This window comes from Ruegeria sp. CK3 (assembly GCF_056536565.1).
In genome coordinates, this window is the sequence record NZ_JBQFPV010000015.1 from 1 (window position 1) to 25,860 (window position 25,860).

General features: G+C 53.6%; 31 protein-coding genes and 2 pseudogenes. 21 read left to right on the top strand and 12 right to left on the bottom strand.

Annotation, left to right across the window (positions count from 1 at the left end; genetic code table 11):
- Nucleotides 1-49 precede the first annotated feature (49 nt).
- From ACR0C3_RS20695 to ACR0C3_RS20710, 4 genes are all read left to right on the top strand, one after another.
- Nucleotides 50-256 (top strand): transcriptional coactivator p15/PC4 family protein, encoded by a 207-nt coding sequence (locus ACR0C3_RS20695; protein ID WP_480760300.1) that lies wholly within the window; start codon nucleotides 50-52, stop codon nucleotides 254-256.
- Nucleotides 257-1,345 carry a bifunctional DNA primase/polymerase gene (locus ACR0C3_RS20700; RefSeq protein WP_480760301.1) on the top strand — a complete coding sequence of 363 codons (1,089 nt, stop codon included), beginning with the start codon at nucleotides 257-259 and terminating at the stop codon, nucleotides 1,343-1,345.
- A 104-nt stretch (nucleotides 1,346-1,449) separates the two neighbouring features.
- On the top strand, nucleotides 1,450-1,896 hold the full coding sequence (locus ACR0C3_RS20705; protein WP_480760302.1) for a DUF5681 domain-containing protein: 447 nt from the start codon (nucleotides 1,450-1,452) through the stop codon (nucleotides 1,894-1,896).
- Entirely contained in the window at nucleotides 1,893-2,207 is a 315-nt protein-coding gene (locus ACR0C3_RS20710; RefSeq protein ID WP_480760304.1) for a hypothetical protein, read from the top strand. The genes ACR0C3_RS20705 and ACR0C3_RS20710 overlap by 4 nt, the downstream gene beginning before the upstream one ends.
- A 51-nt stretch (nucleotides 2,208-2,258) precedes the next feature.
- Here the strand turns inward: ACR0C3_RS20710 and ACR0C3_RS20715 are convergent, their stop codons facing one another.
- On the bottom strand, nucleotides 2,259-2,639 hold the full coding sequence (locus ACR0C3_RS20715; protein WP_480760305.1) for a GNAT family N-acetyltransferase: 381 nt from the start codon (nucleotides 2,637-2,639) through the stop codon (nucleotides 2,259-2,261).
- Nucleotides 2,640-2,717: 78 nt separating this feature from the next.
- Between ACR0C3_RS20715 and ACR0C3_RS20720 the strand changes: the two are divergent.
- The 5 genes and pseudogenes from ACR0C3_RS20720 to ACR0C3_RS20740 all read left to right on the top strand — a co-directional run.
- Nucleotides 2,718-2,960 (top strand): annotated as a pseudogene (locus ACR0C3_RS20720) (integrase core domain-containing protein); the annotation flags it as partial.
- A 109-nt stretch (nucleotides 2,961-3,069) separates the two neighbouring features.
- Nucleotides 3,070-3,249 (top strand): annotated as a pseudogene (locus ACR0C3_RS20725) (IS3 family transposase); the annotation flags it as partial.
- Nucleotides 3,250-3,626: 377 nt separating this feature from the next.
- Nucleotides 3,627-5,729, top strand: coding sequence for a S1 family peptidase (locus ACR0C3_RS20730; RefSeq protein ID WP_480760306.1), 2,103 nt, complete (start codon nucleotides 3,627-3,629; stop codon nucleotides 5,727-5,729).
- Between the two features lie 251 nt (nucleotides 5,730-5,980).
- Complete coding sequence (locus ACR0C3_RS20735) at nucleotides 5,981-6,724, top strand: transporter substrate-binding domain-containing protein (RefSeq protein WP_480760308.1); 744 nt, start codon at nucleotides 5,981-5,983, stop codon at nucleotides 6,722-6,724.
- Nucleotides 6,721-7,689, top strand: a complete 969-nt coding sequence (locus ACR0C3_RS20740) for a trypsin-like serine peptidase (RefSeq protein ID WP_480760309.1) — start codon at nucleotides 6,721-6,723, stop codon at nucleotides 7,687-7,689. The genes ACR0C3_RS20735 and ACR0C3_RS20740 overlap by 4 nt, the downstream gene beginning before the upstream one ends.
- Here the strand turns inward: ACR0C3_RS20740 and ACR0C3_RS20745 are convergent.
- Nucleotides 7,683-8,651: a trypsin-like serine peptidase gene (locus tag ACR0C3_RS20745; RefSeq protein WP_480760311.1), complete on the bottom strand. Its 969-nt coding sequence runs from the start codon at nucleotides 8,649-8,651 to the stop codon at nucleotides 7,683-7,685. The genes ACR0C3_RS20740 and ACR0C3_RS20745 overlap by 7 nt on opposite strands.
- Before the next feature lie 611 nt (nucleotides 8,652-9,262).
- Between ACR0C3_RS20745 and ACR0C3_RS20750 the strand changes: the two genes are divergently transcribed.
- The gene (locus ACR0C3_RS20750) at nucleotides 9,263-9,562 is read left to right on the top strand and encodes a hypothetical protein (protein ID WP_480760312.1); all 300 of its coding nucleotides are present in this window, start codon (nucleotides 9,263-9,265) and stop codon (nucleotides 9,560-9,562) included.
- Nucleotides 9,563-9,869: 307 nt separating this feature from the next.
- On the opposite strand, the gene ACR0C3_RS20755 is transcribed toward ACR0C3_RS20750, so the two are convergent.
- Both ACR0C3_RS20755 and radC read right to left on the bottom strand, forming a co-directional pair.
- Nucleotides 9,870-10,265 carry a thermonuclease family protein gene (locus ACR0C3_RS20755; RefSeq protein WP_480760314.1) on the bottom strand — a complete coding sequence of 132 codons (396 nt, stop codon included), beginning with the start codon at nucleotides 10,263-10,265 and terminating at the stop codon, nucleotides 9,870-9,872.
- Between the two features lie 44 nt (nucleotides 10,266-10,309).
- The gene (gene radC / locus ACR0C3_RS20760) at nucleotides 10,310-11,227 is read right to left on the bottom strand and encodes a RadC family protein (protein WP_480760315.1); all 918 of its coding nucleotides are present in this window, start codon (nucleotides 11,225-11,227) and stop codon (nucleotides 10,310-10,312) included.
- A 192-nt stretch (nucleotides 11,228-11,419) separates the two neighbouring features.
- Between radC and ACR0C3_RS20765 the strand changes: the two genes are divergently transcribed.
- From ACR0C3_RS20765 to ACR0C3_RS20780, 4 genes are all read left to right on the top strand, one after another.
- Nucleotides 11,420-12,178, top strand: a complete 759-nt coding sequence (locus tag ACR0C3_RS20765) for a hypothetical protein (protein WP_480760317.1) — start codon at nucleotides 11,420-11,422, stop codon at nucleotides 12,176-12,178.
- Between the two features lie 271 nt (nucleotides 12,179-12,449).
- On the top strand, nucleotides 12,450-12,683 hold the full coding sequence (locus ACR0C3_RS20770; RefSeq protein ID WP_170379274.1) for an HGGxSTG domain-containing protein: 234 nt from the start codon (nucleotides 12,450-12,452) through the stop codon (nucleotides 12,681-12,683).
- A gap of 238 nt (nucleotides 12,684-12,921) precedes the next feature.
- Nucleotides 12,922-14,151, top strand: a complete 1,230-nt coding sequence (locus ACR0C3_RS20775; protein ID WP_480760318.1) for a hypothetical protein — start codon at nucleotides 12,922-12,924, stop codon at nucleotides 14,149-14,151.
- Between the two features lie 146 nt (nucleotides 14,152-14,297).
- Entirely contained in the window at nucleotides 14,298-16,133 is a 1,836-nt protein-coding gene (locus tag ACR0C3_RS20780) for a hypothetical protein (protein WP_480760319.1), read from the top strand.
- Between the two features lie 1,111 nt (nucleotides 16,134-17,244).
- On the opposite strand, the gene ACR0C3_RS20785 is transcribed toward ACR0C3_RS20780, so the two are convergent.
- The 6 genes from ACR0C3_RS20785 to ACR0C3_RS20810 all read right to left on the bottom strand — a co-directional run bounded on the left by ACR0C3_RS20785 (nucleotide 17,245) and on the right by ACR0C3_RS20810 (nucleotide 19,213).
- Nucleotides 17,245-17,577, bottom strand: a complete 333-nt coding sequence (locus tag ACR0C3_RS20785) for an ArsR/SmtB family transcription factor (protein WP_480760321.1) — start codon at nucleotides 17,575-17,577, stop codon at nucleotides 17,245-17,247.
- A 221-nt stretch (nucleotides 17,578-17,798) separates the two neighbouring features.
- On the bottom strand, nucleotides 17,799-17,981 hold the full coding sequence (locus ACR0C3_RS20790; RefSeq protein WP_480760322.1) for a hypothetical protein: 183 nt from the start codon (nucleotides 17,979-17,981) through the stop codon (nucleotides 17,799-17,801).
- A gap of 214 nt (nucleotides 17,982-18,195) precedes the next feature.
- A complete protein-coding gene (locus ACR0C3_RS20795) occupies nucleotides 18,196-18,378 on the bottom strand; it encodes a hypothetical protein (protein ID WP_480760323.1) in 183 nt (60 codons plus the stop codon).
- Between the two features lie 9 nt (nucleotides 18,379-18,387).
- Nucleotides 18,388-18,555 (bottom strand): hypothetical protein, encoded by a 168-nt coding sequence (locus ACR0C3_RS20800; protein WP_480760324.1) that lies wholly within the window; start codon nucleotides 18,553-18,555, stop codon nucleotides 18,388-18,390.
- Nucleotides 18,556-18,572: 17 nt separating this feature from the next.
- Complete coding sequence (locus ACR0C3_RS20805; protein ID WP_480760325.1) at nucleotides 18,573-18,806, bottom strand: hypothetical protein; 234 nt, start codon at nucleotides 18,804-18,806, stop codon at nucleotides 18,573-18,575.
- A gap of 56 nt (nucleotides 18,807-18,862) precedes the next feature.
- Nucleotides 18,863-19,213 (bottom strand): hypothetical protein, encoded by a 351-nt coding sequence (locus ACR0C3_RS20810; protein ID WP_480760326.1) that lies wholly within the window; start codon nucleotides 19,211-19,213, stop codon nucleotides 18,863-18,865.
- A 388-nt stretch (nucleotides 19,214-19,601) separates the two neighbouring features.
- Here ACR0C3_RS20810 and ACR0C3_RS20815 point away from each other — a divergent pair, with 388 nt between their 5' ends.
- Together ACR0C3_RS20815 and ACR0C3_RS20820 are read left to right on the top strand one after the other, a co-directional pair.
- Nucleotides 19,602-20,069 (top strand): SH3 domain-containing protein, encoded by a 468-nt coding sequence (locus tag ACR0C3_RS20815; protein WP_480526930.1) that lies wholly within the window; start codon nucleotides 19,602-19,604, stop codon nucleotides 20,067-20,069.
- A 279-nt stretch (nucleotides 20,070-20,348) separates the two neighbouring features.
- The gene (locus ACR0C3_RS20820; RefSeq protein WP_480760327.1) at nucleotides 20,349-20,684 is read left to right on the top strand and encodes a hypothetical protein; all 336 of its coding nucleotides are present in this window, start codon (nucleotides 20,349-20,351) and stop codon (nucleotides 20,682-20,684) included.
- Between the two features lie 191 nt (nucleotides 20,685-20,875).
- Here ACR0C3_RS20820 and ACR0C3_RS20825 read toward each other — a convergent pair whose 3' ends face one another.
- Together ACR0C3_RS20825 and ACR0C3_RS20830 are read right to left on the bottom strand one after the other, a co-directional pair.
- Nucleotides 20,876-21,658 carry a hypothetical protein gene (locus ACR0C3_RS20825; protein WP_480760328.1) on the bottom strand — a complete coding sequence of 261 codons (783 nt, stop codon included), beginning with the start codon at nucleotides 21,656-21,658 and terminating at the stop codon, nucleotides 20,876-20,878.
- The gene (locus ACR0C3_RS20830) at nucleotides 21,630-21,881 is read right to left on the bottom strand and encodes a helix-turn-helix domain-containing protein (RefSeq protein ID WP_480760329.1); all 252 of its coding nucleotides are present in this window, start codon (nucleotides 21,879-21,881) and stop codon (nucleotides 21,630-21,632) included. Before ACR0C3_RS20830 ends, ACR0C3_RS20825 begins: the two co-directional genes overlap by 29 nt.
- A gap of 74 nt (nucleotides 21,882-21,955) precedes the next feature.
- Here ACR0C3_RS20830 and ACR0C3_RS20835 point away from each other — a divergent pair, with 74 nt between their 5' ends.
- From ACR0C3_RS20835 to ACR0C3_RS20855, 5 genes are all read left to right on the top strand, one after another.
- A complete protein-coding gene (locus tag ACR0C3_RS20835) occupies nucleotides 21,956-22,387 on the top strand; it encodes a hypothetical protein (RefSeq protein WP_480760330.1) in 432 nt (143 codons plus the stop codon).
- A gap of 59 nt (nucleotides 22,388-22,446) precedes the next feature.
- On the top strand, nucleotides 22,447-22,950 hold the full coding sequence (locus tag ACR0C3_RS20840) for a hypothetical protein (RefSeq protein ID WP_480760331.1): 504 nt from the start codon (nucleotides 22,447-22,449) through the stop codon (nucleotides 22,948-22,950).
- A gap of 102 nt (nucleotides 22,951-23,052) precedes the next feature.
- A complete protein-coding gene (locus ACR0C3_RS20845; RefSeq protein WP_480760332.1) occupies nucleotides 23,053-24,477 on the top strand; it encodes a S1C family serine protease in 1,425 nt (474 codons plus the stop codon).
- A gap of 189 nt (nucleotides 24,478-24,666) precedes the next feature.
- A complete protein-coding gene (locus ACR0C3_RS20850) occupies nucleotides 24,667-24,936 on the top strand; it encodes a hypothetical protein (protein WP_480760333.1) in 270 nt (89 codons plus the stop codon).
- 273 nt (nucleotides 24,937-25,209) lie between these two features.
- On the top strand, nucleotides 25,210-25,689 hold the full coding sequence (locus ACR0C3_RS20855; RefSeq protein ID WP_480760334.1) for a hypothetical protein: 480 nt from the start codon (nucleotides 25,210-25,212) through the stop codon (nucleotides 25,687-25,689).
- Nucleotides 25,690-25,860 lie beyond the last annotated feature (171 nt).

The following is a 25,860-nucleotide window of genomic DNA, read 5'->3' on the forward strand; positions in this document are numbered from 1 at the left end:
AAGCCGCTGCACGCATCGTAGCAACCCTTTACTACGGCGAGGGTCGCTAATGGCCCTCATTACCCAGATCCCCAAGAACAGCCGCGAGGAATACCGTGTCAGCCGAGATGACTTCCAAGGGCACGACCTCATCAACATCCGCGTGTTCTTCGTCTCGAAAGACGGAGAGATGCTACCTGGCAAACAAGGAGTCGCCTTCAAGGCTGAATTGCTGCCTGAGTTCATTGATGCGCTCAGCAAGGCGGAGGTGGCCTAGATGGGACGTCACGAAGCACTCAACACCCAATCAGGCTGCGTGCCGGTTGAAGAAATGTCCCGCCTTCACTCACTGGGACACAGCTTGTTGCCGCTTGGAGGTGGCGTCGACGGGAAGTCCCCACTTCTCAGCTTGGCCGATCCATCACGCCTGCCACTCAAGCGCGTGTTAGGACCAATGTACGGCAAAGGCAGCTCCTGTTTTGGGGTTCGCCTAGATGGCCTAGCAGTCGTCGATTGCGACGAACACAGCCCATCTTTGGTAAAGGACATGGAGGCGCGCTTCGGGGCGTCTCCGGTCCACGTGTCCACACCGCGTGGAGTGCATTTGTACTTTAGGGATGTTGGCGGGCAGGCACCCAAACTACGTAACGAGGGCTACCCTGTAGACGTGAAGCGCGGCTCCAGTAGCTACGTTGTCGGACCGTACTCTATCCGGCCAGATGGAGGCACATATCAACCATTAGCCGGAATTTTGGGTGTGAACCATTTGCCCGCGATTCTACTAGAAACGGGCGCGACGCAATTCCGCACCGAAGCTATCACGATAGGCAACCGCAACCGCGAACTGAGCCTTGCCGCAATCGGAATGGTGGAGGCGGTCGACGGCCCAGAAGAGCTCTTCGGCAACCTAGCCTTCATCCGTGATGACGAATGCGAAGATCCTGCCACGTTGCCAGATACTGAACTTCGCAAAATCGTCGACTGGGCCTGGACCAAGAGGCTGGAGGGCAAAGTGTTCCGAGACCGCGACAGTGAGTTTCGCATGAACCGCGCCGCGTTGGACAAGTTATCAGGTTACAACAACGCATCTGATGCCATCGCACTATTGGCAACTCTCCTTGCCAACCACGGCCATATCGCTGGCAAGACATTTGCCTTGGATCACGCGGGAATGGCGAAGGCTGGTCACACCAGTTTGGGACGCCGCCGTTTTTCAAACGCTATCTCGTCACTCCGCCATGCGGGCCTTCTCGGAGTAGCAAAGGAGTACTCGGTTGGCCGCAGTCATAGGACTTATCAACTTCTGCGCATGCGCCCTGATTTGCCCAACGTCCATTCACTGCTCACAGCAAAGGAGGTGTCCTAGTGTACGGGGGGAGGGGTTTATTAATTACATATGTTGACCGCTTCCGGTCAAAAGGGGCTTCCGGCCCGAAAACAACGAACAATCCAACAAGCGAGGTATGAGCAATGACGGATGAATCAGACCGAAAAAACGGCATGACTACGGACGAGCGAAACCCGGACGGCACTTTCGCAACTGGTAACTCAGGACGACCTAGAGGAGCACGTCACAAGGTCACACGCGCGGTTGAGGAGCTGCTTGAGGGGCAGTCAGAAGCAATCACGCAGAAGGCGGTGGAAATGGCGCTAGAGGGTGACAGCACGGCCTTGCGCCTTTGCTTGGAGCGGATAGCGCCTACGAGGAAGGACGCGCCGGTTAGTTTCGACCTGCCGCCCATCAAATCCGCTGCCGACGCGTCAGAGGCCGCTCAGGCGGTCTTACAGGCGGTTTCCCAGGGCGAAGTGACACCATTGGAGGGTGCAACGGTCATGGGGCTGGTTGAGCAATATCGGCGGGTGCTGGAAACAACCGAACTCGAACGCCGGATCTCGGCTTTGGAGGCAGCAAAATGAGCATGAGAAAGCGTATCAAAAAACTGGAAACAGCATCAGAAAACGAATTCAAGGTCGTTGTCACTGAAGGCCAGTTCTTTGACAAAAACGGTGCCCCCATCTCAACGGAAGGCGAATATCCGCGAAATCTGGAAGAGAACGCACATCGTGCCATCGTTAGTGTTTCCGGTTCGGAAGAGGCTGAGATCCTAGAGCGTAAATATGGTGAGACAGGCGCCGAATTCATGCGCCGTTTCGAGCAAATGGGTATCCAAATCGGCAAAAGGGTCGGTGCGACTGTGACACTGCGATGGGATGTGAAGTGGATCTGATTGGAGTTGGTTGGGCGCCCGCGACTGGCTCGCCCGTCTCCGCTGTGCGCTTTAGGACATAGGCACCGGAGCACGCATAAGCTCTAGCGACAATTCTTGCTCATAAAATCCAAATGTTGAGTACCAGGACTGTAGCCGCTCTCTTTTCTCACCAGAAAATGCTGGCGTGCAGCATAGCTCTATCTGAAACATATCTGCAGCGGCACACAAAGTTTGGAGCATTTGAGTCCCAATTCCTTGTCCCCTATTTTCACCACTGACTTGGATCGCTTTCAATTCGATCCAACCTTGACGTTTCGCAACAAGTTCGCAGAACGCAGTGCTCAGCTGACGTTCGCTTAGCGATGTCGTAAGCCTTTTGTTTTCTCGGCAGTATTTCCCCCCAAATTTCTTGTTCAGGAATTCGAGCACTTCGATATTTCTTTCAACCAAGTCAGTTCCTAGTCATTTTCACATGCAAGGATGCCACTAGCACAAGTTCAAACTCACGATACAGGCAAAAGCACAGCTAATGGCCAGGTTGAGCTCCATGAACCACACGATCAAGGACGCAACCGTCAAACGCTACCACTATGAAAGCCACGATCAGCTTCGCACACATCTGGCCGACTTCCTTGATGCGTACAACTTCGCTCGTCGCATCAAGACGCTCTCTGGTCTCACGCCCTAAGAATACATCTGCAAAATCTGGACATCAGAACCAGATCGATTCATCCTAAGTCGATTCACCAGATGACGGGACTGAACACCTAGTATTGACGCTTTATCGCAGAAACCGGGGCTTGATCAGAGTTTCTCTTGTTCCCGGGCGGATCTATCCTGCAGCTTCCGTGGCTGAAATGCCAAACGAAGTGTAGGCGGTCTGCAAGGTGCTCGACACAAGCTGGCCCTTGGGTGATATGGCTGCACAACCATCAGACCGCACTCGTTACGGGCCAACCAGACACTGCAGCAAGCGCGCCTGGCGCTTGAGAAAAGTGAGATATCCGCGCCCGGCGCGCTTGCGCCAAACGGGGAACCAGGCCACCCAAAACAAACCTGAAGACTCTCGCTATAAATGAAGATCAGCAGGGGGCGGGCCACATTCAGTGAGTATTCCATGAGAGGCGGCGAGCCGAATACGACTGGCGGTCTCTTGTGTGATCCTCACCTGAGTATGAGATACGCGGCATCTATCAACGTGAGGTTGAAGAATCCTCTAAAGAATGATAACCTTTCCCTTGGCCCTTTATTTTTAGGGGTCTCCGCCTCTGATTTCCGGGGGAAGAAATAGTGATAAATGCTTTTTTCAGAACGGCCATTCTTTTCGGTGCTTTAGCTACCACTGTTGGGCCAACGGCAGCACAGGATGTTTCAGCGCTTTCTGTCGTTTATGTCGAATGCACACATAACAATGTTACACGGCGAGGAACCGGCGTTGTGATCGACAACAAAGGTCGGATTCTAACAGCACAACACATTTTGCATCACGACGACGCTGTCTGCAAGGGCGTCCGAGGCACAGCGGCGACCGACCCGACGCGCAATCTCACACGCGCCCACACATCCGATCGCTTCGACATGGCCGTTCTGAAATTTACGCCGCGGCCTGGAGAGGTGTTCGAGGCAGTCCCCTTCCTCCGGCTCGTTGCTGGGATGGAAAAGAAACAGGTGGTTGCCCATGGATTTCCGAATAACGGAACCGGCGCAATGGAACGCGCGACTGGTACGCTTCAGTCGGTGGAGATCGACGCCGACGGACTTGTTGGAACCGACGTTCTTACCTCCGAGGGCTGGAGCGGCGGACCGGTGGCAATTGACGGCAAACTGATCGGCATCGCCGCCGGCGCGCGGCTGTCGCAGACCTATGCGATCCCAACAAGCTACAAAGTTGTCGCCGTCGAGGCTTTCGAGAATGAGATCCAAACCTTCCTGACGCGCACCCAGTTGGATGACGCGACGAGCGAAATATCCCTCGAAGATGTAATCTCGCGCGAACTGGCCAACGAAGATCCCTGTACTACGCACTTTCGACGTCGGGTGGGCCTGAGGTACCCAGAGGTGGCCGCCGAGGACTGGAACTTAGTGCCGAGCCCGGCATCGGAACTTTCTGAGCAGGCGGAATTCTGGGTGACGATCAACACCGGCCCGGCGCGATGGATCAATTGCCGGGGCGGCACCGAGGCCAAGCTAATCTACTTTCCTATGGGGCTGATACTGCGGCCAGACTACGACATCACGATCAACGGTGTGACCCGGACTGTATTCCAAACGGAATATGGATTACGCGTGATCATCGACCGTAAGGCTGTAGCGCCGGTGAACGCGGGCTTCGTCTTCGCCCGCGGTGTGGGTGTCTTCAAGGTTTGCAAACGCATCGACGACGGGTGCGATCCGGCCGAAGAACTGCCCATCCTTGCGGTGTCAAAGGATCGCTGGCCCTATCTCGCCGGCTATCTCTCCTATCTCAGGACCGAGGATGTCGAGGATTTGCAATTTGCCAACACGGAATTGGCGGAGCTCTCGAAATCGCAGAATGCAGTGGAAAACGACGATCCCTTTGTCGTCCGTCGGAATCCCCAAACGCTCGACGAAGATCCGGCCTGTCAGGTGCGGCGCGCGATGTTTTACGCCTATTCCACCAAGTACCATCCCAATGCCGAACGTGAAGGGGCGCAATATCCTCGTCCGCTTTATTACAGTCTCTGTACGAAAGGGCCGGATGGCGTGATCAGAAGCCGCGCCACGAAGATAAAGGTGGTAACGCCGTCGATCGCAGCGGAAACCTTTCGGGCGTTGTTCGCTGTCAGCACTTTGAGGAACCCGCCCGACAACATGATTAATGTAGCCAAGGCACTCTCGGAGAGTGACCGTACGATCGTGCGTACCACCAGTTGCGGTGAAGAGACCGACACTTATGGCTCGCTCGGCAACCCTAAGAAAATCGAGGTTTACACTGACACGGCGCTTAACCGCAACAAGCTCTTGAATCTGAACGAAGCCCTCAGGGACGAACGGGAGGAGCACAAAGCAGATTTTGCGAGTTACCCCGCGCAGCTACACTTCCGAAACTTCCTGACCGATGCCGGCCTATCTAAACTGGACATTCTAAAGCAAGCGCCCCTCTTCAACGACGTGGTCCTGAAAGTCAAATGCGTGACCGACCGCGAGGAGCTTCGCGTCTGGAAGGCCATCGTCGATCTATCCCCGATCTTTCATAGCGATCCCATCGTTATCGACCTCTGGGACGTGAACCAGGCTTATGTGAGGAACGGTCGGGGGCTTAGGTCACGCGAGGAACGGCGGGTCGACCTGTCAAACGGGGTCATCGATGTAATTTGCGAATACATGGAATACGCCAGTTGGCAGGGGGTGCTCTACGACCACGTCAAGAAACTGCAAAAGACGAAAGATGCGGCCGAGACCATCGGCATCAGGCGCGAAACCATGGTCGATTACCTGACTCACCTTATGCTTGCGATGTTTTATTCGACCGATGTCGAACTGCGTGATCTGGGGGATCCGGAAAGATGTACGATATGATCAAAGGAATTCGATGATATGACACGCCTAATTCTTGCTCTGGCCGTGGTGCCGCTGTTGTCCGGTGGAGTGCCGATTTGTTCGGCCCAGTCCTCGACGCTGACTATCGATTCCACCGGCGAGAAATGGTGCTGTTGCGATGGTTGTTGTGGTTATTCCACTGACTGCAGCACGATCCCCGGATGCACCACGTGCTAGGTCGCGGGCTAGTCGCTACGGGGCTTGCATTGGTCTGGATGATAGATGCCGCCGTGGCCGATGCGATCTGTTATCGGACCGACGCAGCGCCGTTTTCCTACAAGAACGAGGCCGGTCAAGCTTCGGGCTATTCCGTAGAGATTTGTCGCAGGGTAGCCAAGAAGAGCGGAGTTGAGCCCAAGCTAGTTGAGGTGACGGCCGAGGACCGGTTCAACGTTCTGAAGTCCGGTGGCTGCGATATGCTGTGTGAAGCCACCACGGTAACCATGGAGCGGCGGCGTAACGGCGTTGAATACAGCCTCATCACTTTCCTAACTGGATCGGCTCTCTTGTTGCCGAAGGCAGTTTTGGAGAACGAGGACTATAGTGAAACGGTGATGGTGGGCTTTCTGGAAGGCTCGACGATCTACGAGAAATGGCGGGACGGCGACATCGTCGGCGGCAGAGGGGTACCATTCGAATTCCTGGCGCTGCCAAGTCACGAGGAGGCGACCGCGGCGCTGGCGGACGGCAAGCTCGATGCCTACATAGCCGACCGCGAACTGATCGAGGAGATCCTTGCTGCAAACGACTCGCTGAATCAGAGCCATGTCTTAGGGCAAGGCAGCTTGTCCTACGAACCCTACGCCATCGCGGTGCGCTTGGGCGATGACGACCTACGCATCCGGATCGACGACGTTCTCGCCGAGTTGTTCCGCAGCGGCGAAATCTTCGAGTTGATTGCTAACCACGTGCCGAACCGGCTGCACGACTCGCGCTTGAAGGATCTGTTTCTAATCCAGTCGCTACCCGAATGACCGGGTCGATCCGACTTGCGGCCTACTTTGTATTGGTTTCCCGCGCCATCCAAGCCTCGGCCGAACCCGTGGAAACTGTAATCTACCGGCTGGACGAGCGCACTCAGAGCATAGTCGACTTGGAGGCCCCGCGCCGCCGTGTGCCCGCTGGGCAGGCACGCGCGTCGGGCCTGGTTCCAGCCGATGAACTCCAGCGCCTGTCCCGCGCCGCGCCCGGATTTGCCCCTTACGTAGAATTGGAGCCGGCAACCGAGGATGACGACGCCATCGCCAAATTCGGACTCATAGGAGATGACGACCGGGTCGCAGTCAATCCGACAACCGATCCGCCATCGAGCTCCATCGTGCAGATCCTCTACGTGGATGGTCGCGGCGAAGACAATCTGTGCAGCGGCGCCATGGTCGCCGAGGACGCGGTGCTGACCGCCGGCCACTGCGTGTATACGACCGAATGGCACAGCGACTACGTGGTAATCCCAGGACGGAACGCCGCGATCCAGCCATTTGGTAGCTGCGGTGTCCGGGAGATCAACTTGTTTCCGGAGTGGCTCAACCTGGACCCAGACTACGACCTTGCGGTACTTTTCCTCGATTGCGAGGTAGGAGCGGAAACCGGGCTTCTAGACCTCAGGGCGTTCGACAACGCCGATATCGACAGTGAGGCCGTGATTCACGGCTACCCTGGCGAAGCTATCGCCCGCGGCAGACAGTATCGCGGCGCGGGGCAAATCGTCCGCGCCTCGGAGTTCCAGGTGGATCATCTGATCGATACCACTGGCGGAATGTCGGGTTCGCCGATCTTTCTCGAAGAGGCGCCGGAAATCTTGGCGGTTCATACCTACATGACTCCGGGCCCCGGCTGGACGCCGGAGAACGATGTGGCGTTCGTCAACCACGCCACACGGTTGACAGATGATCGGATCGCGACCATTGAAATCTGGATCGGCGATGAGTCGGGCTACTGAACGTGGGCAGAGACTTGGGCGATCCGTGCCAATGATAGAGCGAGATTCTGCCCAGAGAACGGTCCACAGCCGCCGTTAGTGTGCACCGCGACGATCCGACCTTCGTCGTTCAGAACGCCAGAGCCTGAAGATCCACCGAGCGTATCAAGATCCCCGTAGGTCACAAAGGTGCCGTCGTCCAAGGTTTCTGTTCCCGCCTCGATTTTCTTCGGCCGTCCGGCGGGGTGCTGGATCACGGTGAGAGAATCGCCATCGCTGATTCCGGCAGTGTGCATCTCGCGAATGCCGAAAGTTTTGCCGGGAAGCATCCCGTTTTCGGTCTGCCCGAGACGCACTACGGCGAAGTCAAGCCCGTCGATCCGATACTCCAACATTTGCTCGATAGGCACCACGGTCGGGTCGCGTAGATCTCCGGTGGCGGCGTCGATCTGGAAGCCAAAGTTGACATTCATCAGCGTTGCCAGTTCGTCCGGCTCGGCCAGAACCTTGTCGCCGTCCACGAGCCGCGCGGGGGTCTGCCAGCCGAAGGGATCATCGTTCTGGTCGAAGCAATGTCCGGCTGTCAGGAACATGTCATCGGCTATCAGCGTTCCAGTGCACCATCTCACACCGCTGACGTTGCCCGCGCCGTCGCCGAAGGTGTCGGCAAGATTATCGCGCCACTGGATCTGGCCTGTCGACGGTTCATGATTGGCGACGAATTCTTGTGTCACACCCAGCGTTCCGTCGTAGAGTTCTACGTCCTGCATATCGTCGGGGCCGCAGAGACTTTCGGCCATTCGCAGCATCCGCAGTTCTGCTAATTGCTCTGCGCCCTCGATTTCCTGGTCGGAAGCGGATTCCAGGGCGAACAGCCGCTCGTCTTCGCTGACGGGTGGCAATGGCAGGGTGAAGGACTGTGCGTTAACGGTGGTAGTCACACCAAGCGTGGCAAGAATGCCTAGAGATTTCCAAAGCGACATCGTTAAAACTCCTCAAAAAAATATCTGCAGGAAAGATAACACAAATCTGGCAATTTGTCTCTGAAAGCCTGTGCCGCGCGTTGAAAGAAACGTGCGTCTGTAGGATCAGTCCCCCGTAAAGGGTAGGTTCAGATTTCTGGCGAAATCTGCCTCTTTGAATGACCGGAAACGGAAAATCCGCTGCATCGCCAAAAACTTGCTGCGGACGCGAACATTCTCTGCGTAAGGGAAAGCCGCATGAGCAAAAGTCCGGTGTGCCCGCACAGCGGTCACTGATGCGCTGCGCAGCGAATGGCGGCTCTGAGTTTATAGTCTCCTTGCTGCCAACTACTCAGACGCGCTGTCTAGCCCCCACTGGATTGAATACCATTTGTGAATTTTGGCGTTATGATAAGTTACCGCAAAGGCATCGAACGGCGCGGTATCCTGGCAAACCATGATATTGTGTTCAATTCACCACACTGGCGAATGGGAGGCGCTTGCTGATATCTTCGGCAAGAACGCGCGATGCAATTTTGGCAAAAAATAAGACGTTTTTGGCTGTCACTCAAATGCATGTAATTGCACGAAATATTAGATTTTGTGTTAACCAAGTGATGCGGGCTAGATGCATGAACCGACAGATAGCAATCATTGGACTAACGGCAGTTGCGGCTTGCGCCGTAGAAGAAACTGAGCCTTCTCCGACCTACACACCTGTGCCCGCGGGCGCTCCGACGGCTTCCGGCGCAGCATCCCAAGTTCATACCCAAACAGTTTGGGTGAACCCCATTGATGGGCAGACATATATGCGTATGGGCAGCGAAGATATGTTCATGCACCTTGGCTCCAACGACATGTATATGCGGGTTGGCTCAACTCATGCGATGAACCTCGAAACCGGCGAACTTAAGTACATGGGCGGCTGGTGATGGACCAACAATTTGTAATTATCGCGGGAGCGTTGGCGTTCTTTTTCCTGGTCTGGCTGTATATCCTGCTGCCCGCAGGTATGGCGGAACGGAGAAATCGTAGCCAACTGATTTGGGTTCTTATCAGTTTTGTAGGATCACCTATTCTAGCCTGTCTCCTACTACTGGCTTTGGGAGATGCAGAATGAAGTGAACTTTTACAGCTGCTATTCTCGCAGTGGGCCGCTTTGCAGCATTGCGTGGTCATGCAACGACGCTTGAAGGCAAAGTCGTACATGTCCGCGACGCCGATACTCGCTTCAGTTCATCACCTACAATAACCGGCCCGCTTGAGCCGTGATTTCGCTGCTGACGTCTCTAGGTGCCTGTATCGGCCACCTGAATACCTACGACAGTCTAGCGCATGCCCTGCGGCGATAACAGCGGCGCTGATGTTTTCGCCGTCCGCATAGCATGTCCCGATAAAGCGGTCTCCGTTTCTCTCACCAGTCAGTTCACATCGTATGGATTTGCCACGCAGATAGTTCACCATCCAGCGCCTTCCGTCCTGACCAGCTAGTGTGTCCAGCTCGGGCGCGTCAACGCCTTGGAACCTAACCGGAGTGCCGTCTACGACGATTGTGTCAGCGTCTCGGACGTGCAGGGAACCCGCAATTGCTGGCGCAGCCAGAAACACAACTATGGCAAACATCAAGTATTTCATGAGGCGATATAGTTTCCGTACTTTAAAACCACTTGAGGAAACCTCTACAGAAACCCGTTGCTTTTGAAAGAGTATTCCTCCTTCTTCCCGACAATAACATGGTCATGTATCAAAATGCCCAATGTGTCACAGGCATCCTGTACGCGCTCAGTCACTTCGATATCTGCCTTGCTGGGAGTCGGGTCTCCTGATGGGTGGTTGTGGACCAAGATTAATGAGCTCGCGTTGAGTTCCAAAGCACGTTTGACGACTTCACGCGGATAGACTGGCACATGGTCAACAGTACCTCGTGCCTGTTCTTCATCGGCAATCAAGACGTTCTTACGATCCAGATACAGGACACGGAATTGCTCAACCTCTCGGTGGGCCATGGCAGTACGGCAGTAGGTCACCAATGCTTCCCATGATGACACGACGTCCCTTTTCATCACTTGGGCCTGGGCCATCCTGTGCCCGAAGGCCTCGACCACACGGAGATGGTAGTAGACCCAATCGGTTGCACCTTCGACCTGAAGAATACGATGCTTGGACGCAGCAATGACGCCATTCAAATCACCGAACTCAGCCAGGAGGCGCTTTGCCAGTGGTTTTACGTCAATCCGTTGAATCGCGTTGAACAATAGTAGCTCTAGCAGCTCGTACTCGGGCATTGGCGCGTGACCGCCCTTAAGGAAGCGAGTTCTCAGCCGTTCTCGATGCCCCCAGTAATGTGGCCTTTTGGCCCCGTCATCCCCCTTAACCAGACCACCACCAGCAGCATTTTTGGGCGATAGTCGGTCACGGTTGACATAGGTAGGCGCACAGGCCGGTTCCAAAACTGCGTCAGGTGGTGGAGTACGGGCTTCCAGATCCTTCAGACCTTGCAACGCATCTTCTGAAAAACCGCCTTGCCCATCGTATTTGACCAGCTTGCCGAACCTCTTCTTGTCTCCGGCAATGACCTGTTTGAGATGGACGAGCATTTGGCTTTTCATCACTGCACCCGTTCTTAACGCTTTCCGAGTGAGCTTGCTCAAAGGTTAGTTAATGAGTGGTTAAGAAAGGACGCACGTGGATGGTCAGTGATGCGGGTTACACAGGCCCCAACATTTGTGTGCTAAATTGTGCATGACCCCCAAAGTTTCACGTTAGAGATTCCAATTCTGGAGGTTGTTATGCCCAGCGCGATTGAAGCGATTGAAATATTAGAAAAAAGCCACGACTACTACGGCAAAGCCAAATCGCTGTACGACAATGTCAACACGGTGACAAAAGCGGCAGGGATAAGTCCAGACGACATCGAACAGTTCAAGAAGCTAGTCGGTATTTCGAGCAAGGAAGCCGAAAAGCTTAAAAAGTCGCTTGATAAGCGGGTCAAGGCGACCGAGGCCGCTGCTGCCGCCACATACGCAGAAATACCCACTAAGAAAGAAAAGCTTTGGGAAAATTGGGCCAAAATGGTGAGTAAGCACGGTATCGATAGCAAAGAAGCGCTCAGCGCGCGCACCAAATACGTCAGCGAACTCAAAGCGTACGGTAAAAAGCTTCAGGATCGGTGGTTCCTCTGCAAGATCCACAGTCGGGAATCAAAGAAACAGGAAAAGGTGTATCAAGGTCTGGTTAAGGCACACAAGGCGTCAGTACGCATTTATGAGTTCATACTCAAAACACGCGTGAAGTCCCCAGAAACTGCATCACATGAAGCGACAGCATTTGTCTTTTTGAAAGAGTACGGTTCTGTTGGACCTAAAGCGAAGAGAATTCACGAGGCCCATGCGAAAATCGTAAAGAAAGCAGACGCTGAAATTACGAGTGTCATTAAGGAAAAATCTATCAACGATGGATGGCTGAAGGGTCTTACAAAGGACGCCAAAAAAGATAAAGCAAACCGAAACCTAACTCGTGCATTCAAGGCTCTCGGAGTAAGTGTTTAGAATCGAAGATCACGAAATTAGAATCTACGAGCCAATCTGAAGTTAAGTCCGCTTTTGGAAGAGCGCATCTGATCGCTGCGTGAACCTTCTTTTGATTTCTGCGCCCAACTCATTGGCCATATCTGGCGGAGATTGCCCAAACTCGGAAACGAGTGCGGCGTGACTGATAGCTATTTTGCACGAGGATGTTCCTATGTTGTTCTTGCTTTTTTGGGGTAATATGATACCATTGGAGCATTGAGATTGGCAGAGAAATAGCGGCATGGAATGCATGAAAACTCTTACGGTTAAGCGCTGCGGTGCCCGCACGCCTGACGGCCCGTGTCAGGAACTGCCAGTCAACGGCACTGGCCGCTGTCGCTTGCATGGCGGCGCTTCTACTGGCCCGAAAACAGCGGAGGGGCGCAAACGCATTGCAGACGCCCAGGTTCAGCGCTGGGGTATTCTTCACGCTGCACTAACAGCCTACAAAGCGCAGGAGGCTGGCGATGCAAAACAAAGTTGAGTTTCAGCATAGACTGTCTGACAGGCAAAGAACGCGAGCCGCCGCTGGTCATTTGGTGGCTATTGCGATGCAGCGTTTTCCCCCTGACCTGGTGGAGCTGTCACCTTGGTTGGAGCCATTTCTGGAACCTGACTTTGACCCGCAAATGCGCAGGGCCGCTTTGCGTGTCTACGCTCAACTGTATTGGCAGCTAGAGGTCCATTCTTCCGTGTTCGGGCCACACTAAAGGGAATTCGATATGTTGTTCAGAGAAGCAAAAGAAGGGCAGAAACGCGGGCTGTTCGGCAATACGTCGCCCCGCACTGCCAATATCATGCAGGGGATCGGCCTCGGGCTTTCACAGCTTGACGCTGGCCGGATGCCAAGCCTGTCGCCGGTTTATGCGCGAATGCAAGAACAGGACAGGCAAAAGCAAATGCAGGAGGCTATTGGTCCGGCGTTGGAACGCATGGAACCGGGCATGCGTCAAATACTTGCTGCAATGCCTCCCTCAATTGCTGCGCCCTTCATCATGAAGACAATGATGCCGCAGGAGCCAATGCAAAGGCGCATCATCAAAGGCGCTAACGGCTTCAACTACTTCGAGGATGGAACGCGGGTGTTGCCGAACGTCGCTGCCCCACCAAAAGCCCCTGAAGGCTGGGAGTCACTTTCGCCAGAACAGGCCAGTGCATTGGGCCTGGATGCAAGCAAGGCATGGCAACGCGGGCTGAGTGGCGCAAACACAGGCAAAATCACCCAAGTGGGCGGTGGAGGAACTCATGTAAACGTCACGACTGGTGGGGGCGAACCTGACCCTTACCTTTACGGTAAGGATGCAGGCCTGCCCCAAGGCTGGCGATATGATCGAAAGGCCGGACGTGCGGAGCCTATCCCAGGCGGACCCGCCGCAGTTGAGACGCAACAGACCACCGAAAAAGCGAGCAACAAAGACAATCAGGCAAAACTAAAACTAGGAACAACCCTGACCTCAATTGGCCTGAACTTGGGGGAAATATCAGACGGCGGCTTGCCGGTCACGGGTGCGGTTGGAGATTTTCGGCGTACAGGGGTTGGTCAGCTTCTTACGGGTTCAGACGCGATAGACTTTGGCAACCGTACAAATCAAATCACTGACTCAGCAGCGCTCGCCGAGATTCAAAACATGCGGGACAACAGCCCAACAGGGGGCGCGGTCGGCAGCCTTACAGATGGTGAGCGTGTTGCAATCGGGAATGCGGTGACGGCTTTGAACAGCTCCACCAGTGCTGAAGAATACACCCGCGCTGCCAAAGCCTATCGCCAGCTTGCTCTGGATCTCGCCTATGGTGAGGGAAGTTGGCAAATGCTGGAGGACGGCACCGTGGAGGCAACTACCGTCGCAACACAATCGAGCGCCAGCGGGCCGAAAGTCGGAACAATCGAAGACGGCTACCGTTTCCTCGGTGGTGATCCGCAAAACCCGGAAAGCTGGGAGCGAGTAAACTGATGGCTGGTCCCTGGGAAAAGTACAAAAAAGTTCCAAGCAAACCGGAAGGTAGGCCTTGGGAAAAATATGCCGACAAGGCCAGCGCAGAACCTCTAGGCGATGGCTCAACCGTCGCCCCCTACGAGCAGTCATTGTTTGAACGGGCAATGACAGGCTTACGTCAAAGCGGGATTGTTCCGCGCGCCAATATTCGGGACTTCGAGGCCATCGGGGCTGGCGCGAGGGCAGCAGCAGATACGGCCTTGTTCGGGTTTGGCGATGAAGCGCAGGCACTGGTCAAAACCGCCGGTCCAGCGGCCTACGGCTTGCCGCCTCGTTTGTTCGGACAGAAACCGGAAAGCTTCAGCGAAAACCTTGCCGAGGAGCAAGCGCGTTCAAAGTCAGCAAGAGTTCAAAACCCAACCGCTTCGAATATTGGCGATGTGGCAGGGCTTGCAACCGGCGTAGCAGGGATCGGCAAAGCTGGGCTGAGCTTGGCGGCTAGAGCATCTACTCCGGGTAAATTGGTTGCAGGATCTATGGCTGACGGCGGGCTATACGGTGGTTTGGCGGGCTTTGGTCACACCGATGGCGGTCTTGTTGAGCGCGGAAAGGGCGCAGCGACGAGTGCCGGGATCGGCGCAGTCACAGGTGGTGTAGCCTCCGGCATTCTTTCGAGCGTTCCCGCAATGCACGGTTATCTAGCCCGCCGGTTTGGAGCGCCAGCGTCCCAGGCGGCAGCACGGGTAAAGCAGGCACTAACACCAGAGGTAGCGGCTAAGCTCGACGACCTAGGCCCTGACGGCATGGTTATTGACGCTCTTGGCGAACGTGGGCGCGCTCTAGGGCGCGCTGCGGCCAATTCCAGCCCGGAGGCCCGCGAAATGCTTGAAACAGCCTCACACGCCCGTATGGCGGGTCAGAGCGACCGTTTGACTGATAGCCTTTTGACAGCCTCCCGCATGGATGTACCGCAATCAATAGATGATTTGGTGTCTGGTATTCGCAAGCAAACCCGCCCCGGTATCAACGCAGCCTATGATGAGGCCCGGTCGCTAGGCCATGACATAGACATGAGTGCCTTTGATGACCTGTTTCGGACGGGCATGGGGCGCAAGGCTCTGAAGCAAGGCGAACGCCTAGCCAGAGACCGCTTGGCGGCAGTGGGTTTAAAGAGTGAGCCGTCAGCACTGGCCATTTTAGATGAGACCAAAAAAGCACTGGATGACATGGCCCGCCCTTCTCTTGGTCAGGCGCAGACTAATGAGCAGGCAATCGCAGGAATGCTGTCTAAGCAGGTTCGTCAGCGCATCGATGACCTGATGCCCGAATATGGCGGTGCTCGCGAACTTGCAGCAAGCGCACACACCCGCGTGAATGCCGTAAACGTCGGTGCTGAGGGTGCAAAACCCCGTGTATCGGCAGACTATACCCGCCGTGCCGAAAAGGCGGCAATGGCACATCCTGACGAAGTTGCCCAAGGCTACGCATCCGGCAAAATTGACCAGCTTCAGAACCGCAGGGAAACGCCGGGTGTTGTTGATGCGCTTTTTGGCCCACGCCGACAGCAGGACGCTATGCAAGTCGCGCTGGGGCCAGAGGGGGCGGCTATAGTTCAAAAGCAGATTGCCAATGAACGCATCTTTTCCGGCACGCAACGGGCGCTTACGGGAAATTCCACTACGGCGCGCCAACTCATCGAACATGGCCTATTGAGCGGCGCAGGTGGCGGCACAGGCTTTGCGGTGACAGGTGACCTTCAGGGTGCTGGTATTGGCGCTGGTGCTGCGCTGGCTGCACGTCATGGCGGAGGAGCTTTGCTCAGAAAGGCTACAGCGGGCAGAGAGGCGCGTGTAGCCCCGGTTGTAGCTGAAATGCTGACGGGTGGGATTTTACCCGTTCAAATCAAGAGCACGGCGCAATCAGTGACTAGTCCCCTCAAGGGCATTCTCACCCGTGCGCTAATGCTCAACGCAATCACTACACAGCCCGACGCAAACTAAGGGATCATTGGTTGAATATCTGTGGTCCGCGCAGTCAATGATGAGGCGTCAGTAGAGGGCCGTGTACAGTATCCAAGCCCCGTACAATGCGGGGCCGACCGCTATTGCTAAAGCAGCAATGCTGAGAGCGCCCCAGCCCAACCAAGAAAGCTGCCTGTCTGTGTCATTCGCCACAGTCAATAGCGCCCAGCAAAACGCCGCAAATATCGAAGCAGACGCAGCAATCACGCAGTAGAGTTGAAAAATGGATAGGTCAGCAACAGTCATACACCAAAGATGGGCACTGGGGCGCAGACTGTACAGCCCACTGGAGAGTTAGCCTCTAACAGAGGCGGAAATTCAACAGGTTGACCCGTCTGTGGGTGCGGAAAAAACGAGGTGCAAAATGCCGGGACCGGAACCGGGGACAGTTTGGATAGAGGAACAGGAAGGCGGCTTTGTTGCAATGGCAGAGTGCTATTTCTGGACCGGAAACCTGGGGAACCGGATTGAGAGGGCAAAGACCATGCTACGCCGTGTGAAGGGTGGCACTTGGGCTTGCCACTGGTGTGGTGATGAACTGCCCGACTATCTCAGGGTAGATGCGCAGTATTGCTCAGAAGGTTGTAGAAAACGCGCCGCACGCAAACGGCGTTCACCCTGAAGTCATTCGACACATCGACACGCTGTTTAGCGGCTTCCGTGCAAATTGCGAATGGATATTTGTGTGGTTCTACGATATCGCAACCGAAAGAATTATTCGGGTGATTAGTTGAAATGATACCCCAAAAGCCTGGGGACAAAAAAGCACTGGGAACATTGGTAGCTGTCTCGGTAGCTTCTGCTGTTGTATGTCTGTTGGTTCTGCTTTCCAACAAAGATAGTTGGGTGTTGCGTGAAGTAGAGAAGTTTCGTGAAATCAGGTCGCAATCGGAGAAAAACTAGCACAATGCCATCTTGCTCCCCGATGAGGGTCAGATCCGCATTTAGCCTCGCATGCCCCTAGTACGCCCGTCAGGCGCAATAGGGTGATACGTTGCTGTCACGCAGCCCGTTTGTCGCCCAGTGGTCTAAACATCGCCTCTCTGGGGGTGTCGGTACTAGCTATACCCTTGCATTGGCAGGGTTGCCCTCAATTCTCATCAGCACAAAACATGTCATGTAGTTCCCGAACAATGCGCAAAACTCGCTCGTCGCTGATACTGTAGTAAACTTCCTTCCCGTCACGCCTATCAGAAATCAAATCCTGCCGCCTAAGCCGGGCAAGCATTTGAGACGCAGCGGCCTGCCTGATACCCAACAGCTTCTGCAATTCGCTCACGCCTTTCTCGCCCGTGGAAAGATGACAGAGCACAAGCAGACGCCCTTCGTGATTCATCGCCCTGAGGAAATCCGCAGCTTCCTCTGCTTTGCCCTTCAGGAGGGTGTGCATGGGCGCTTCTTTACTGCGTATTTTGCTTTTCATATTCCCTCAGTTCAATAACGCCCAATTCAGTTATTCGATAGGTTGGGCCAGAACCAGATTTCGGCGGATCTCGGCTAACCAAACCTTCCGATACCAGACGCTCCAGATCAATGATGACCCTGTCTTCGATTTCGTCTGTTTTAAGAGAAAAAGTGTGAGCGCCCACCAAATAGAAGGTCTTAAGGGCCAGTATGTATTTCGGAACGCGCACTCAAAAGACTTTACTCGCCGCCTTCGACAAGCGCCAGAATCTTCTCTTCTGGCTGAAGCGTAACACGCCCAACGAGTAGCGCCTCTGCGTCGAAAATCGTATCCCACAGAGCATGCTGCGGACCTGATGGCTCAGCTTTTGCACGCCACTCCTTAATCTTCTGACGGAGTTTCTGGCGTTGAGCATCAGTCATGCTCGGCCTCTTTTTGTTTACTAGGAGGTCTAAGCTTTTTAGCCCAACTCTCGGCATGCTCACGAAACACCTCTGACCTGTCATCGTGCATGGCCATGAGAGCACAACCCGCCCACATAGCGGCGCTAGCTTCCGCATCAGTTTCGTGCATCGCATAGGCATTTGCGACGGCTGAACCAGGTGTTGCGCGTTCGTGTTTCAAATGCTGCTCCCGTTATTCATCTACAGGCCGAATGAAAGGCTTGAGCCAATCAGCAGGAACCCAGTTGTCAAAGTCATCATGGCGCACTTTGAAGGCTGCTATACCGTTTCGAAAGACCGGGCCATCGATAATCTCTCCAACATCACTGAATAGGCCGTCCGGGAAAGTCGCTATCACCCTGTCTCCGAGTTTCATTGTGCCACCTCATTGCGATCCATCTGGCTCACTCAAAATTTCCCGAGCCGCCGCCATGAACTCCAATTCAGTTAACTCATCCCCATCATTGATACGGCGAACGCCCATTTCCTCAGTTACTGAATGCCCCTTGCGCCAAAGCCTTTCCGTCAACCGCTCAATCAAACGGTTCAGCACCTGCTCCTACTTGTCGCCTAAATCTGCATTTCTTCGTAGAAATCGAAGTACACCTCACCGAGCTTTTTACCGTGTCGATCAGTCACATCATGATGACCGTCGTCGTATTGGTCAGCCTCTAGCTTGTCGGCGATTTCCCGTAGCGCCTTCGCTGCCCATCCCGCCGCGACCTTCATACTCGGTGCCTTCACTTCAAGCTCTACATCACACCGGATGCAATTTGTTCCTTCACCATCGAGAAAATCACTCATTTCTTGCCCCTAGTCCTGTTTTTTAATCACAGCAATATTTGAGGTCTTCCGTACTCTTACGCAACCACCCCAAACGCAAAAAGACCGCCAGCGCAGACGATGTCGGCGGCATGTTCTGCCTGCTCTGTTGCAGGCAGCTTCTTCAACGCATCCAGAACCACACCCTTGTCATGCTCTGTGCCTCTGATGGCATCTCTGGCTTCCTGTGTGACACCTTCGGCGCGAGAGACGGCGCACTGAACAGTTCGAGTATCAACACCTGTTGAACTGGCGGCACCTGAAGCGAAGCCCTTGTTGCCTCGTCCTTCAAATCTACGACAATTTGTCGTGGTTTCCCGCGCCTCCCAAAGCTCCTTCCGCTTGGCTAAATGCTCCGCCATCTGCGTCGGCGTGAGTTCCGAACGCATCAGGTTGAGCATTTAGCCAAGCGAAAACACTATTGGGACGCCCATAAGAAAAGTGGAACTGATGGTTCCACTATGACCGAACGTGGCAATAAACAGTTTGCGACCGAAACCGCTGAGCTGACCGCCACAACCCGTCAACCGTTCCGTCTCCCGCGCCCAAAAATCATGCCATGAAGCCTAACGCTGACTGGTAGTGCAAATTCTGTCTGTAGTTTGGGGTTTAACTTGACTGAAATTAGATTGGGCGATGTAGTTTCCCAAGTTCATTTTGCAGTTGGGAAAACCTATGCGATACTTATTTCTCTGCTTGTCAGTGGCATTTTTTGTACCATTGATAGCAAATTCAGCCCTAGCCCAAACACAAGGTTTTACGACCACTTCTGTTCACATGCGAGCCGGTCCAAGCACGAACTATCCAGTCGTCGCCACATTGCCGCAAGACGCGACAATCGAAATATACGGTTGCCAGACAGGCTATAGCTGGTGCGATACCGGGTGGAATGGCGCTCGCGGCTGGATATCGTCAAACTACATTCTCACTGACAGTGATGGCTCGAAGAAAGTCATGAACCCTGTGCTTGCGGCAGCTCTTGGTATAGCGATTGTAGAATTCAGTCAGGCGTATTGGGAAAACCACTACCAAGCCTACCCTTGGTACGCATATTGGAACCGCTACTACCACCCTTACCATCCGGCTCCAGGCCCGTATTGCTACCACGCTCCTCAAGACCCTGAGTGTCAATTCGGGCCATACTACTCCCCTCCGTCTCATCAGGCTGCTCCACATCACCACCACGACGGCGGTCAAGGGCATCACCATCATTACAGCAACGGTCACGGGCACCATCATCATTAACGGTCTAGAGTAGAACGCCAAAAAAGGGCGCGCCGTACCACAAGCGCGCCCTAGTCCAACAGGGAGGAGAAAAACTCGCGTTCTCAAATACACTAACGCTAGTTCATCAATACCAAGAGAATGCACGGTTCCGCCTGATCCGTCAGTGAAGCGGATCACATGCGCCAATGGTGGTTGACTCCGGCGCGTTTGACAGAAGCTTGCTCATAGCGGACGATAGTCGCTTAGGCGCATGTATTTCGCGCGGCATTAATTTCAGCGTTTTTTATTGGAGCTGTTATGAGCGTTTTTTATGGATTCTTGTTTTCTATGTTCACCGCTGCAGTGGTCATTGCAGGAGACCTATTCATCAAGGTTGCAGCGGATGGAGCTAGGGCGATTACGTCTCCGCCCATGCTTGTGGGCATCCTTCTCTATGCCTGCTCTGCCATTCTTTGGTATTTCGCCATGCGTCATGTGACGCTTGGGCAAGCCGCAGTAGCTTATTCAATGCTATCATTGATTATTCTATGCGGCGCTGGCTGGGCTTTCTTCGACGAGTATGTTGGGATTCGCGAGCTGGCAGGCATTGGCTGTGCCTGTTTGGCTATGGTTTTGATGATGCGGGTTGCATGAAGCCAATCGCAATATCGCTGCGGTCCTCAATGTGTAGGCCGCAAAACTCACTTAGAGCCTGCCTCTGAAAGCGCCACATCAACCCCATTGGCTGTATCGCCTTCGTCTAAGAATTGACTTCTTTGGGCTTCAATCTAGCCTGGGATGAACGTAATTTTTCTTTTGGCGCACGAGATTTCCTAGTGTGTAAGTCAAGCTCGACCGGAAGAACACAGTTCGGTAAGTCCCTGCAGTTGAGCTACAATCCCAATCTGAGCTGGATGCGGAGAATTTTTACGCCATTCGTCAATACCTCTATCAATGCGTCCCTGATACGTGCGCCAAGTATAGAGAAGTGGAGACAAGCGAGCGCATAGAGAAACACCATCGCAATCACCGCTATTCAAGCAGCGCTGAAATTCTCTCAGCATTGCTAGGATCGGCGAAAACTCAGGAGTCTCAGCCAAATCAAGAAGTCTGGAGTGAGCAAATCTTATTTCTTGAGTGATACTCAGTGAGACCGGAGCAGCTCTTGCATACGCATTGGGGTTCATAGGGAACAAGTCCTGCGTTCTCACGGGAGGGTCCTTGATCGAAAGCAGCTTCTCTGAAGCCGCGTAGTCAGCATTCAATCGATCAATCTTGTCCTTGTGCGTGAGCCCAGTACGCGCCCACTCAAAGCTGTCACTATCCTCAGGCGGAAAAAAGAGTATGAAACTTGTAAGAATATCAATCTCTATTTCAAACTGTTCAACTGTATTTGTCGAGCGCTCGTATTTTAGTTTTTTCACTGAATCCAAGTACTGAGTGAAAGAAATAAGCAAGCCAGCTGCAGCAATTGCGATTGGTGTAAGAAGTTTAAAATGTCTCTCGAACCATCCGTCTTTTTGGCTCGTGCGTGGGCTGGGTAACAAAACAGTTGTCTTCGCCTTCTTTCGCATTGCAAGGACGTTTGGTCTGTTCTTTTTAAGGTTTTTTCTCGTGGTTTTGGTCATAAGAAACCCCAATTCCCTTAGTCTCATCTCCGTTTTCTTGAAAAAATATTCCTTCATTTCTTAGCGCAAAACCGATTGCTTCAATTGCCTTTGCGGAAGCAAGAATTCTGCCTGAGCCTTCGGCACGCTTCACAGTCGGGATTGATACTTCAGCCGCTTGTGCCAAGTCTGCTTGAGACCATCCTAGCAATGCTCTTGCTGCTTGAATTTGTCTGCCAGTCATTTCGCCCCTTGATCCCTTCGGATCAAATGTTATATTGATCCCAAAGGATCATATCACAATCGGAGGAAACAGCAATGGCTGAACAACGCGTTTGCGCGAACGATAGCGCTCAACCTGAATTCTTCATGGCTGACCATGGAGACTTGGCTTCATGCGAGCAGCGAGTACAGGCGTTCTGCAAATGGTTCGAACTACCTGACCCAGGGCTGCGCTACGACGAAGACGGCGATATCCTGATTGACGACGTGTTTCTTAGTTGGTGCAAGGAAGAGGCTATTTCCATCGACTGGCTGGCGTGTGGCGACCCGAAAGGTATGGCTGTAGCGTTCCGGAAATCGCGGAGAAACGAGCAGCAAATCGCGGAGAATCTGAAACTGCTCGACGACGAGCAAATGCGAGCAATCGAGATTGGTATGAAGGCCTACATCAGTGGCTTGGCCCCGATGGAACAGACAATCGAGGCGGCAAAACAAGCCTTGAAGGAAGTCAAAGAAGAAGCCGCATAAAATAGCAACTTTACTGGGCGCGACTTTCTCTGCGCTCGTTTTCTTTTGTGAGATTGGATATGAGTTTCTACAGCGTCAATCGGCATTGGTCGGATCAGTTCTTGCCTCAGATAAAGAGCATCATTGGCAGCCACATCCTTCAGGCCGCGCCGGATCCGTTGGACCACTTTCATGCCACAGACTTGTTGATGCTGGACGCCAAAGACATGCGGATTGCAGCCAGGGTGAGACGCCACGGGTTCGCCGACAGATACCCGCATCAGTTCACAATCAGAGCAAAACTGCCGACAGGCGCAGAAACGGAGCTATCCAAGATAGTGAACGGCCATGGAGACTGGATGTTCTACGGCCATGCGGGGCCAGATGGGCAGACTATCCGTAACTGGTGGTTGATAGATTTGAGGGCGTTCAGAGCGGCGCTGATACGGCACAGGACGGCAGGGGCGTTTTTGCATATGGGCGACAAGCGCAATCCAGACGGCACCTGTTTCAAGTGGTTCGATATCAGGTCGTTTCCGAAGGAGCCACCTTTGGTGGTCGCGAAAGGTTCCAGCAATGTTTGATTCTTCACACGATACAAAAAACCAATCATTGCCGTCCTAGAAATGCCCACTTCTGCATGTAAACTAACACCACCGAAAGAGTGCAGACTGTTGAGTTGGTTAATGAGAATTTTCCGAAATTTCGTTGCAAGTATTGTCCTTGCTTTTGTGGTTTTTCCCTCGATGGCACGCGCGCAAGACTTTGAGGCGTTGCTGCAAGGGTTTGACGCGAGCAATCTCAGCTACGAGGACAAGCGGTTTCTGCAGACTGCACTCGCATTTGAGGGTCACTATCATGGCCTGTTGGATGGAGCGTGGGGCAAAATCAGCAGCCGAGCGCTAGACAGCTATTCTCGCGACGTTTTCGAAACGGCTCCAGAAGACTGGCACATGGCGTTTCTGGCGTGGACGCTATTCGAGCGTATCTCCCAAGACGGTTGGGATATCCAGTACTTTGAGGGCTTGGGCTTATCTTTCCTTTGGCCTGGAAACGCTATTCGTCGCGAAGCCGATACCGACTACTTTCTGAATTATCGTCACTCCAACAGCAGCTTTTCTATTTCTTTTGGAATTCACTCAGTCGAAATTGCCCAGAATCTTCACAACTTTACAGTCCAATCTCATCAGTTGGGGGGTGATCCTTACACAGTTAGAAAAAACAACCTCGCCGTTTCCTCGGCAACAAAAAGAGACGGCTCCACTCTCTATACCAGGTCGGATTTCGTAAATGGGGGTTGGTCAACAGTTATGCTGTCAGCGAGCGAACGAGACGGCCACATTTTGGGTGCAGTGGCCTCTAGTATTTCTAAGGGCCGCGCCAATTCACTGGATATTTCAAACAACGGCAAACTTGACAGGGTGATCCAGCAAGTGGTCGCTGCGCTCGAAGAGGCGGATGAGCAAACTAACGAAGATCCGAAGGATTCCAACTCGGGCAATCAAGGAAGTGCAGGATCCGGCTTTATTGTCTCACGGGCTGGACATGTTCTTACCAACCAGCATGTCGTAAGCGGGTGCACACAAGTTTTCGTAGACGACAGGCCCGCCACGGTAGTCTCTTCATCCGAAGAGTACGACCTAGCGCTACTAAAGTACGACGCACCGGGAGACAGGGGAATCGCCGTTTTTTCGGCTAGCCCGGCCAAATTGAATTCAGACGTAACCGCTGTTGGTTACCCATATGCGGGTCTCCTCGGAGGGCTCAACGTTACTCGCGGTTCCGTCTCTTCTTTGAAGGGCTTGGGTGGCGACCTGAGCACCATGCAAATTACAAGCCCCATACAAAGCGGCAACTCAGGTGGTCCTTTGCTAGCATCTGATGGCGAGGTGGTCGGAGTGGTTGTCGCAAAACTGAATGAACGAGTGGTAGCTGATGCCCTCGGTGATACGCCGCAAAATGTAAACTTCGCTGTGCGAGGAGAGATTGCAAAGCTGTTCTTGGCTCAAAATGCCATAAATCCGATTCTCAGTCTGGACGACAAGCACTTGGAGCCAGAGGAAGTTGCCAACTTGGCTGCCAGCTTCACAACCTTTGTGGAATGCCGCTAGCCATCGCAGGCACAACCCGGTCCTTTGCGGCAAGTATAGTTCCGATTTATACAGCTATTCCCACACGCCTTTCCTTTCCGGCAAACCCTACAACAGGCTGCGTTTAGTCTGTTAGGTTCACTGAGGGCTTTGGCTCGATCCCAAAAGGTTTGAGTAGGCGCGCGTGTGTCAGCGTTTTGAGACTGCGCAATGGAAGGCAAAAGAGAAACCGCTAGAAAGCTAGCCAATACAATACGCTTCAATGCAAAACTCCGTTTAAAACACGGTATCTTTCGCATGCCTGAGCGGAACTTGGAAAATGTATTCCGAATTTATCTTTTGGACGCTCTATTCGTGGAATTTGGAGCAAACTGGAGGATGGTTCAAACGGCTTTTGTTTGGATTTCTGTTGAAAATAACGGGCCTCTTGCCGTTGGCGTCTCCGAGGCAAAGCGAGCCAATCGGTACGGGCAAGATTGACAGAGCTGCCTGTCGCGGAGAACCCATACCGGCCAGTTTGAAATCGCTTCGTTTTGTCAATCGAGCATAAATTCATCCAGTTGTCCCCCGGGCACGTAACTCATCTACCCCAAACTGTTCCCCGCGCTCACCTTTCCATCCCTCGGTAGCGCGGGATTTTTTTTGGTTCCTGCCATCATTTCAGCCTTTTGCTCTGAATATGTCAGCAACTCACATGCCGATTGGGATATGTGTTCCTATGTGAATTTTGACTGCTGTGGAAAGGGGATATCGATGAAACGTTTTGCACCAATTGCATTTGTCGCTGCTGTAGCTGCACCTGTTTTACCAACGACTGCCCAGGCTTGGGTTTTGGAGGACGTAGTGACGCCCGATAATATGCGAGGCGTTGAGGTCGTGGTCCAAGACGAAGCTGTCGGTGGCTGCTGGACCAATATAGGTGAGGCGAAGACTTATGCGCAAGACAAGCTGAGAGAGCTTGGTCACTCCATTTACGTTGAAGGTGAAGATGCTGAAGCCAGAAAACAGTTGGACTTTTACGTTTCGGTCAACGGCGCGCGTACAAAGGTTGGTACTTGCTATGGGGCGGTCACAGTAAGGTTGTTCGCACCAGCAACGCTTACTTACTCGGAGGGTAGCTCTGTCGCTGTTCTGGGGGAACATGGCTATACATTTGTCGGGCGCGAGAATGCCAACGTACTCGTGCTGGAAGTGATCAAAGAAATGATAGATGAAATGACGCCTGAGGCTTAGGCAGCGTCAGTTTCGACCTCTCTGGTGTTTGATCTCTGGCTCTCTAGGCAGCGGATGCTTTGGTGGCTGGATCCCGTGCTGGTTCAACCACTCAAAGATCACACCCCAATCATCCTGTAGTGATGGAGCGCTGCGGTATTCGCGAATGCTTTCCAAATTGCATTTGAGGTC

Excerpts from the sequence above, each read along its gene's own strand:
- ACR0C3_RS20795 (WP_480760323.1), bottom strand. The coding sequence starts at position 18,378 with ATGAAACTCGGAGACAGGGTGATAGCGACTTTCCCGGACGGCCTATTC.
- radC (WP_480760315.1), bottom strand. The coding sequence starts at position 11,227 with ATGCTCGTCCATCTCAAACAGGTCATTGCCGGAGACAAGAAGAGGTTC.
- ACR0C3_RS20775 (WP_480760318.1), top strand. The coding sequence starts at position 12,922 with ATGTTGTTCAGAGAAGCAAAAGAAGGGCAGAAACGCGGGCTGTTCGGC.
- ACR0C3_RS20820 (WP_480760327.1), top strand. The coding sequence starts at position 20,349 with ATGAGCGTTTTTTATGGATTCTTGTTTTCTATGTTCACCGCTGCAGTG.
- ACR0C3_RS20710 (WP_480760304.1), top strand. The coding sequence starts at position 1,893 with ATGAGCATGAGAAAGCGTATCAAAAAACTGGAAACAGCATCAGAAAAC.
- ACR0C3_RS20765 (WP_480760317.1), top strand. The coding sequence starts at position 11,420 with ATGCCCAGCGCGATTGAAGCGATTGAAATATTAGAAAAAAGCCACGAC.
- ACR0C3_RS20700 (WP_480760301.1), top strand. The coding sequence starts at position 257 with ATGGGACGTCACGAAGCACTCAACACCCAATCAGGCTGCGTGCCGGTT.
- ACR0C3_RS20755 (WP_480760314.1), bottom strand. The coding sequence starts at position 10,265 with ATGAAATACTTGATGTTTGCCATAGTTGTGTTTCTGGCTGCGCCAGCA.
- ACR0C3_RS20855 (WP_480760334.1), top strand. The coding sequence starts at position 25,210 with ATGAAACGTTTTGCACCAATTGCATTTGTCGCTGCTGTAGCTGCACCT.
- ACR0C3_RS20780 (WP_480760319.1), top strand. The coding sequence starts at position 14,298 with ATGACAGGCTTACGTCAAAGCGGGATTGTTCCGCGCGCCAATATTCGG.
- ACR0C3_RS20740 (WP_480760309.1), top strand. The coding sequence starts at position 6,721 with ATGACCGGGTCGATCCGACTTGCGGCCTACTTTGTATTGGTTTCCCGC.
- ACR0C3_RS20830 (WP_480760329.1), bottom strand. The coding sequence starts at position 21,881 with ATGACTGGCAGACAAATTCAAGCAGCAAGAGCATTGCTAGGATGGTCT.
- ACR0C3_RS20815 (WP_480526930.1), top strand. The coding sequence starts at position 19,602 with ATGCGAGCCGGTCCAAGCACGAACTATCCAGTCGTCGCCACATTGCCG.
- ACR0C3_RS20810 (WP_480760326.1), bottom strand. The coding sequence starts at position 19,213 with ATGCGTTCGGAACTCACGCCGACGCAGATGGCGGAGCATTTAGCCAAG.
- ACR0C3_RS20695 (WP_480760300.1), top strand. The coding sequence starts at position 50 with ATGGCCCTCATTACCCAGATCCCCAAGAACAGCCGCGAGGAATACCGT.
- ACR0C3_RS20750 (WP_480760312.1), top strand. The coding sequence starts at position 9,263 with ATGAACCGACAGATAGCAATCATTGGACTAACGGCAGTTGCGGCTTGC.
- ACR0C3_RS20785 (WP_480760321.1), bottom strand. The coding sequence starts at position 17,577 with ATGAAAAGCAAAATACGCAGTAAAGAAGCGCCCATGCACACCCTCCTG.
- ACR0C3_RS20845 (WP_480760332.1), top strand. The coding sequence starts at position 23,053 with ATGAGAATTTTCCGAAATTTCGTTGCAAGTATTGTCCTTGCTTTTGTG.
- ACR0C3_RS20825 (WP_480760328.1), bottom strand. The coding sequence starts at position 21,658 with ATGACCAAAACCACGAGAAAAAACCTTAAAAAGAACAGACCAAACGTC.
- ACR0C3_RS20840 (WP_480760331.1), top strand. The coding sequence starts at position 22,447 with ATGAGTTTCTACAGCGTCAATCGGCATTGGTCGGATCAGTTCTTGCCT.
- ACR0C3_RS20835 (WP_480760330.1), top strand. The coding sequence starts at position 21,956 with ATGGCTGAACAACGCGTTTGCGCGAACGATAGCGCTCAACCTGAATTC.
- ACR0C3_RS20770 (WP_170379274.1), top strand. The coding sequence starts at position 12,450 with ATGAAAACTCTTACGGTTAAGCGCTGCGGTGCCCGCACGCCTGACGGC.
- ACR0C3_RS20705 (WP_480760302.1), top strand. The coding sequence starts at position 1,450 with ATGACGGATGAATCAGACCGAAAAAACGGCATGACTACGGACGAGCGA.
- ACR0C3_RS20805 (WP_480760325.1), bottom strand. The coding sequence starts at position 18,806 with ATGAGTGATTTTCTCGATGGTGAAGGAACAAATTGCATCCGGTGTGAT.
- ACR0C3_RS20745 (WP_480760311.1), bottom strand. The coding sequence starts at position 8,651 with ATGTCGCTTTGGAAATCTCTAGGCATTCTTGCCACGCTTGGTGTGACT.
- ACR0C3_RS20790 (WP_480760322.1), bottom strand. The coding sequence starts at position 17,981 with ATGACTGATGCTCAACGCCAGAAACTCCGTCAGAAGATTAAGGAGTGG.
- ACR0C3_RS20850 (WP_480760333.1), top strand. The coding sequence starts at position 24,667 with ATGGAAGGCAAAAGAGAAACCGCTAGAAAGCTAGCCAATACAATACGC.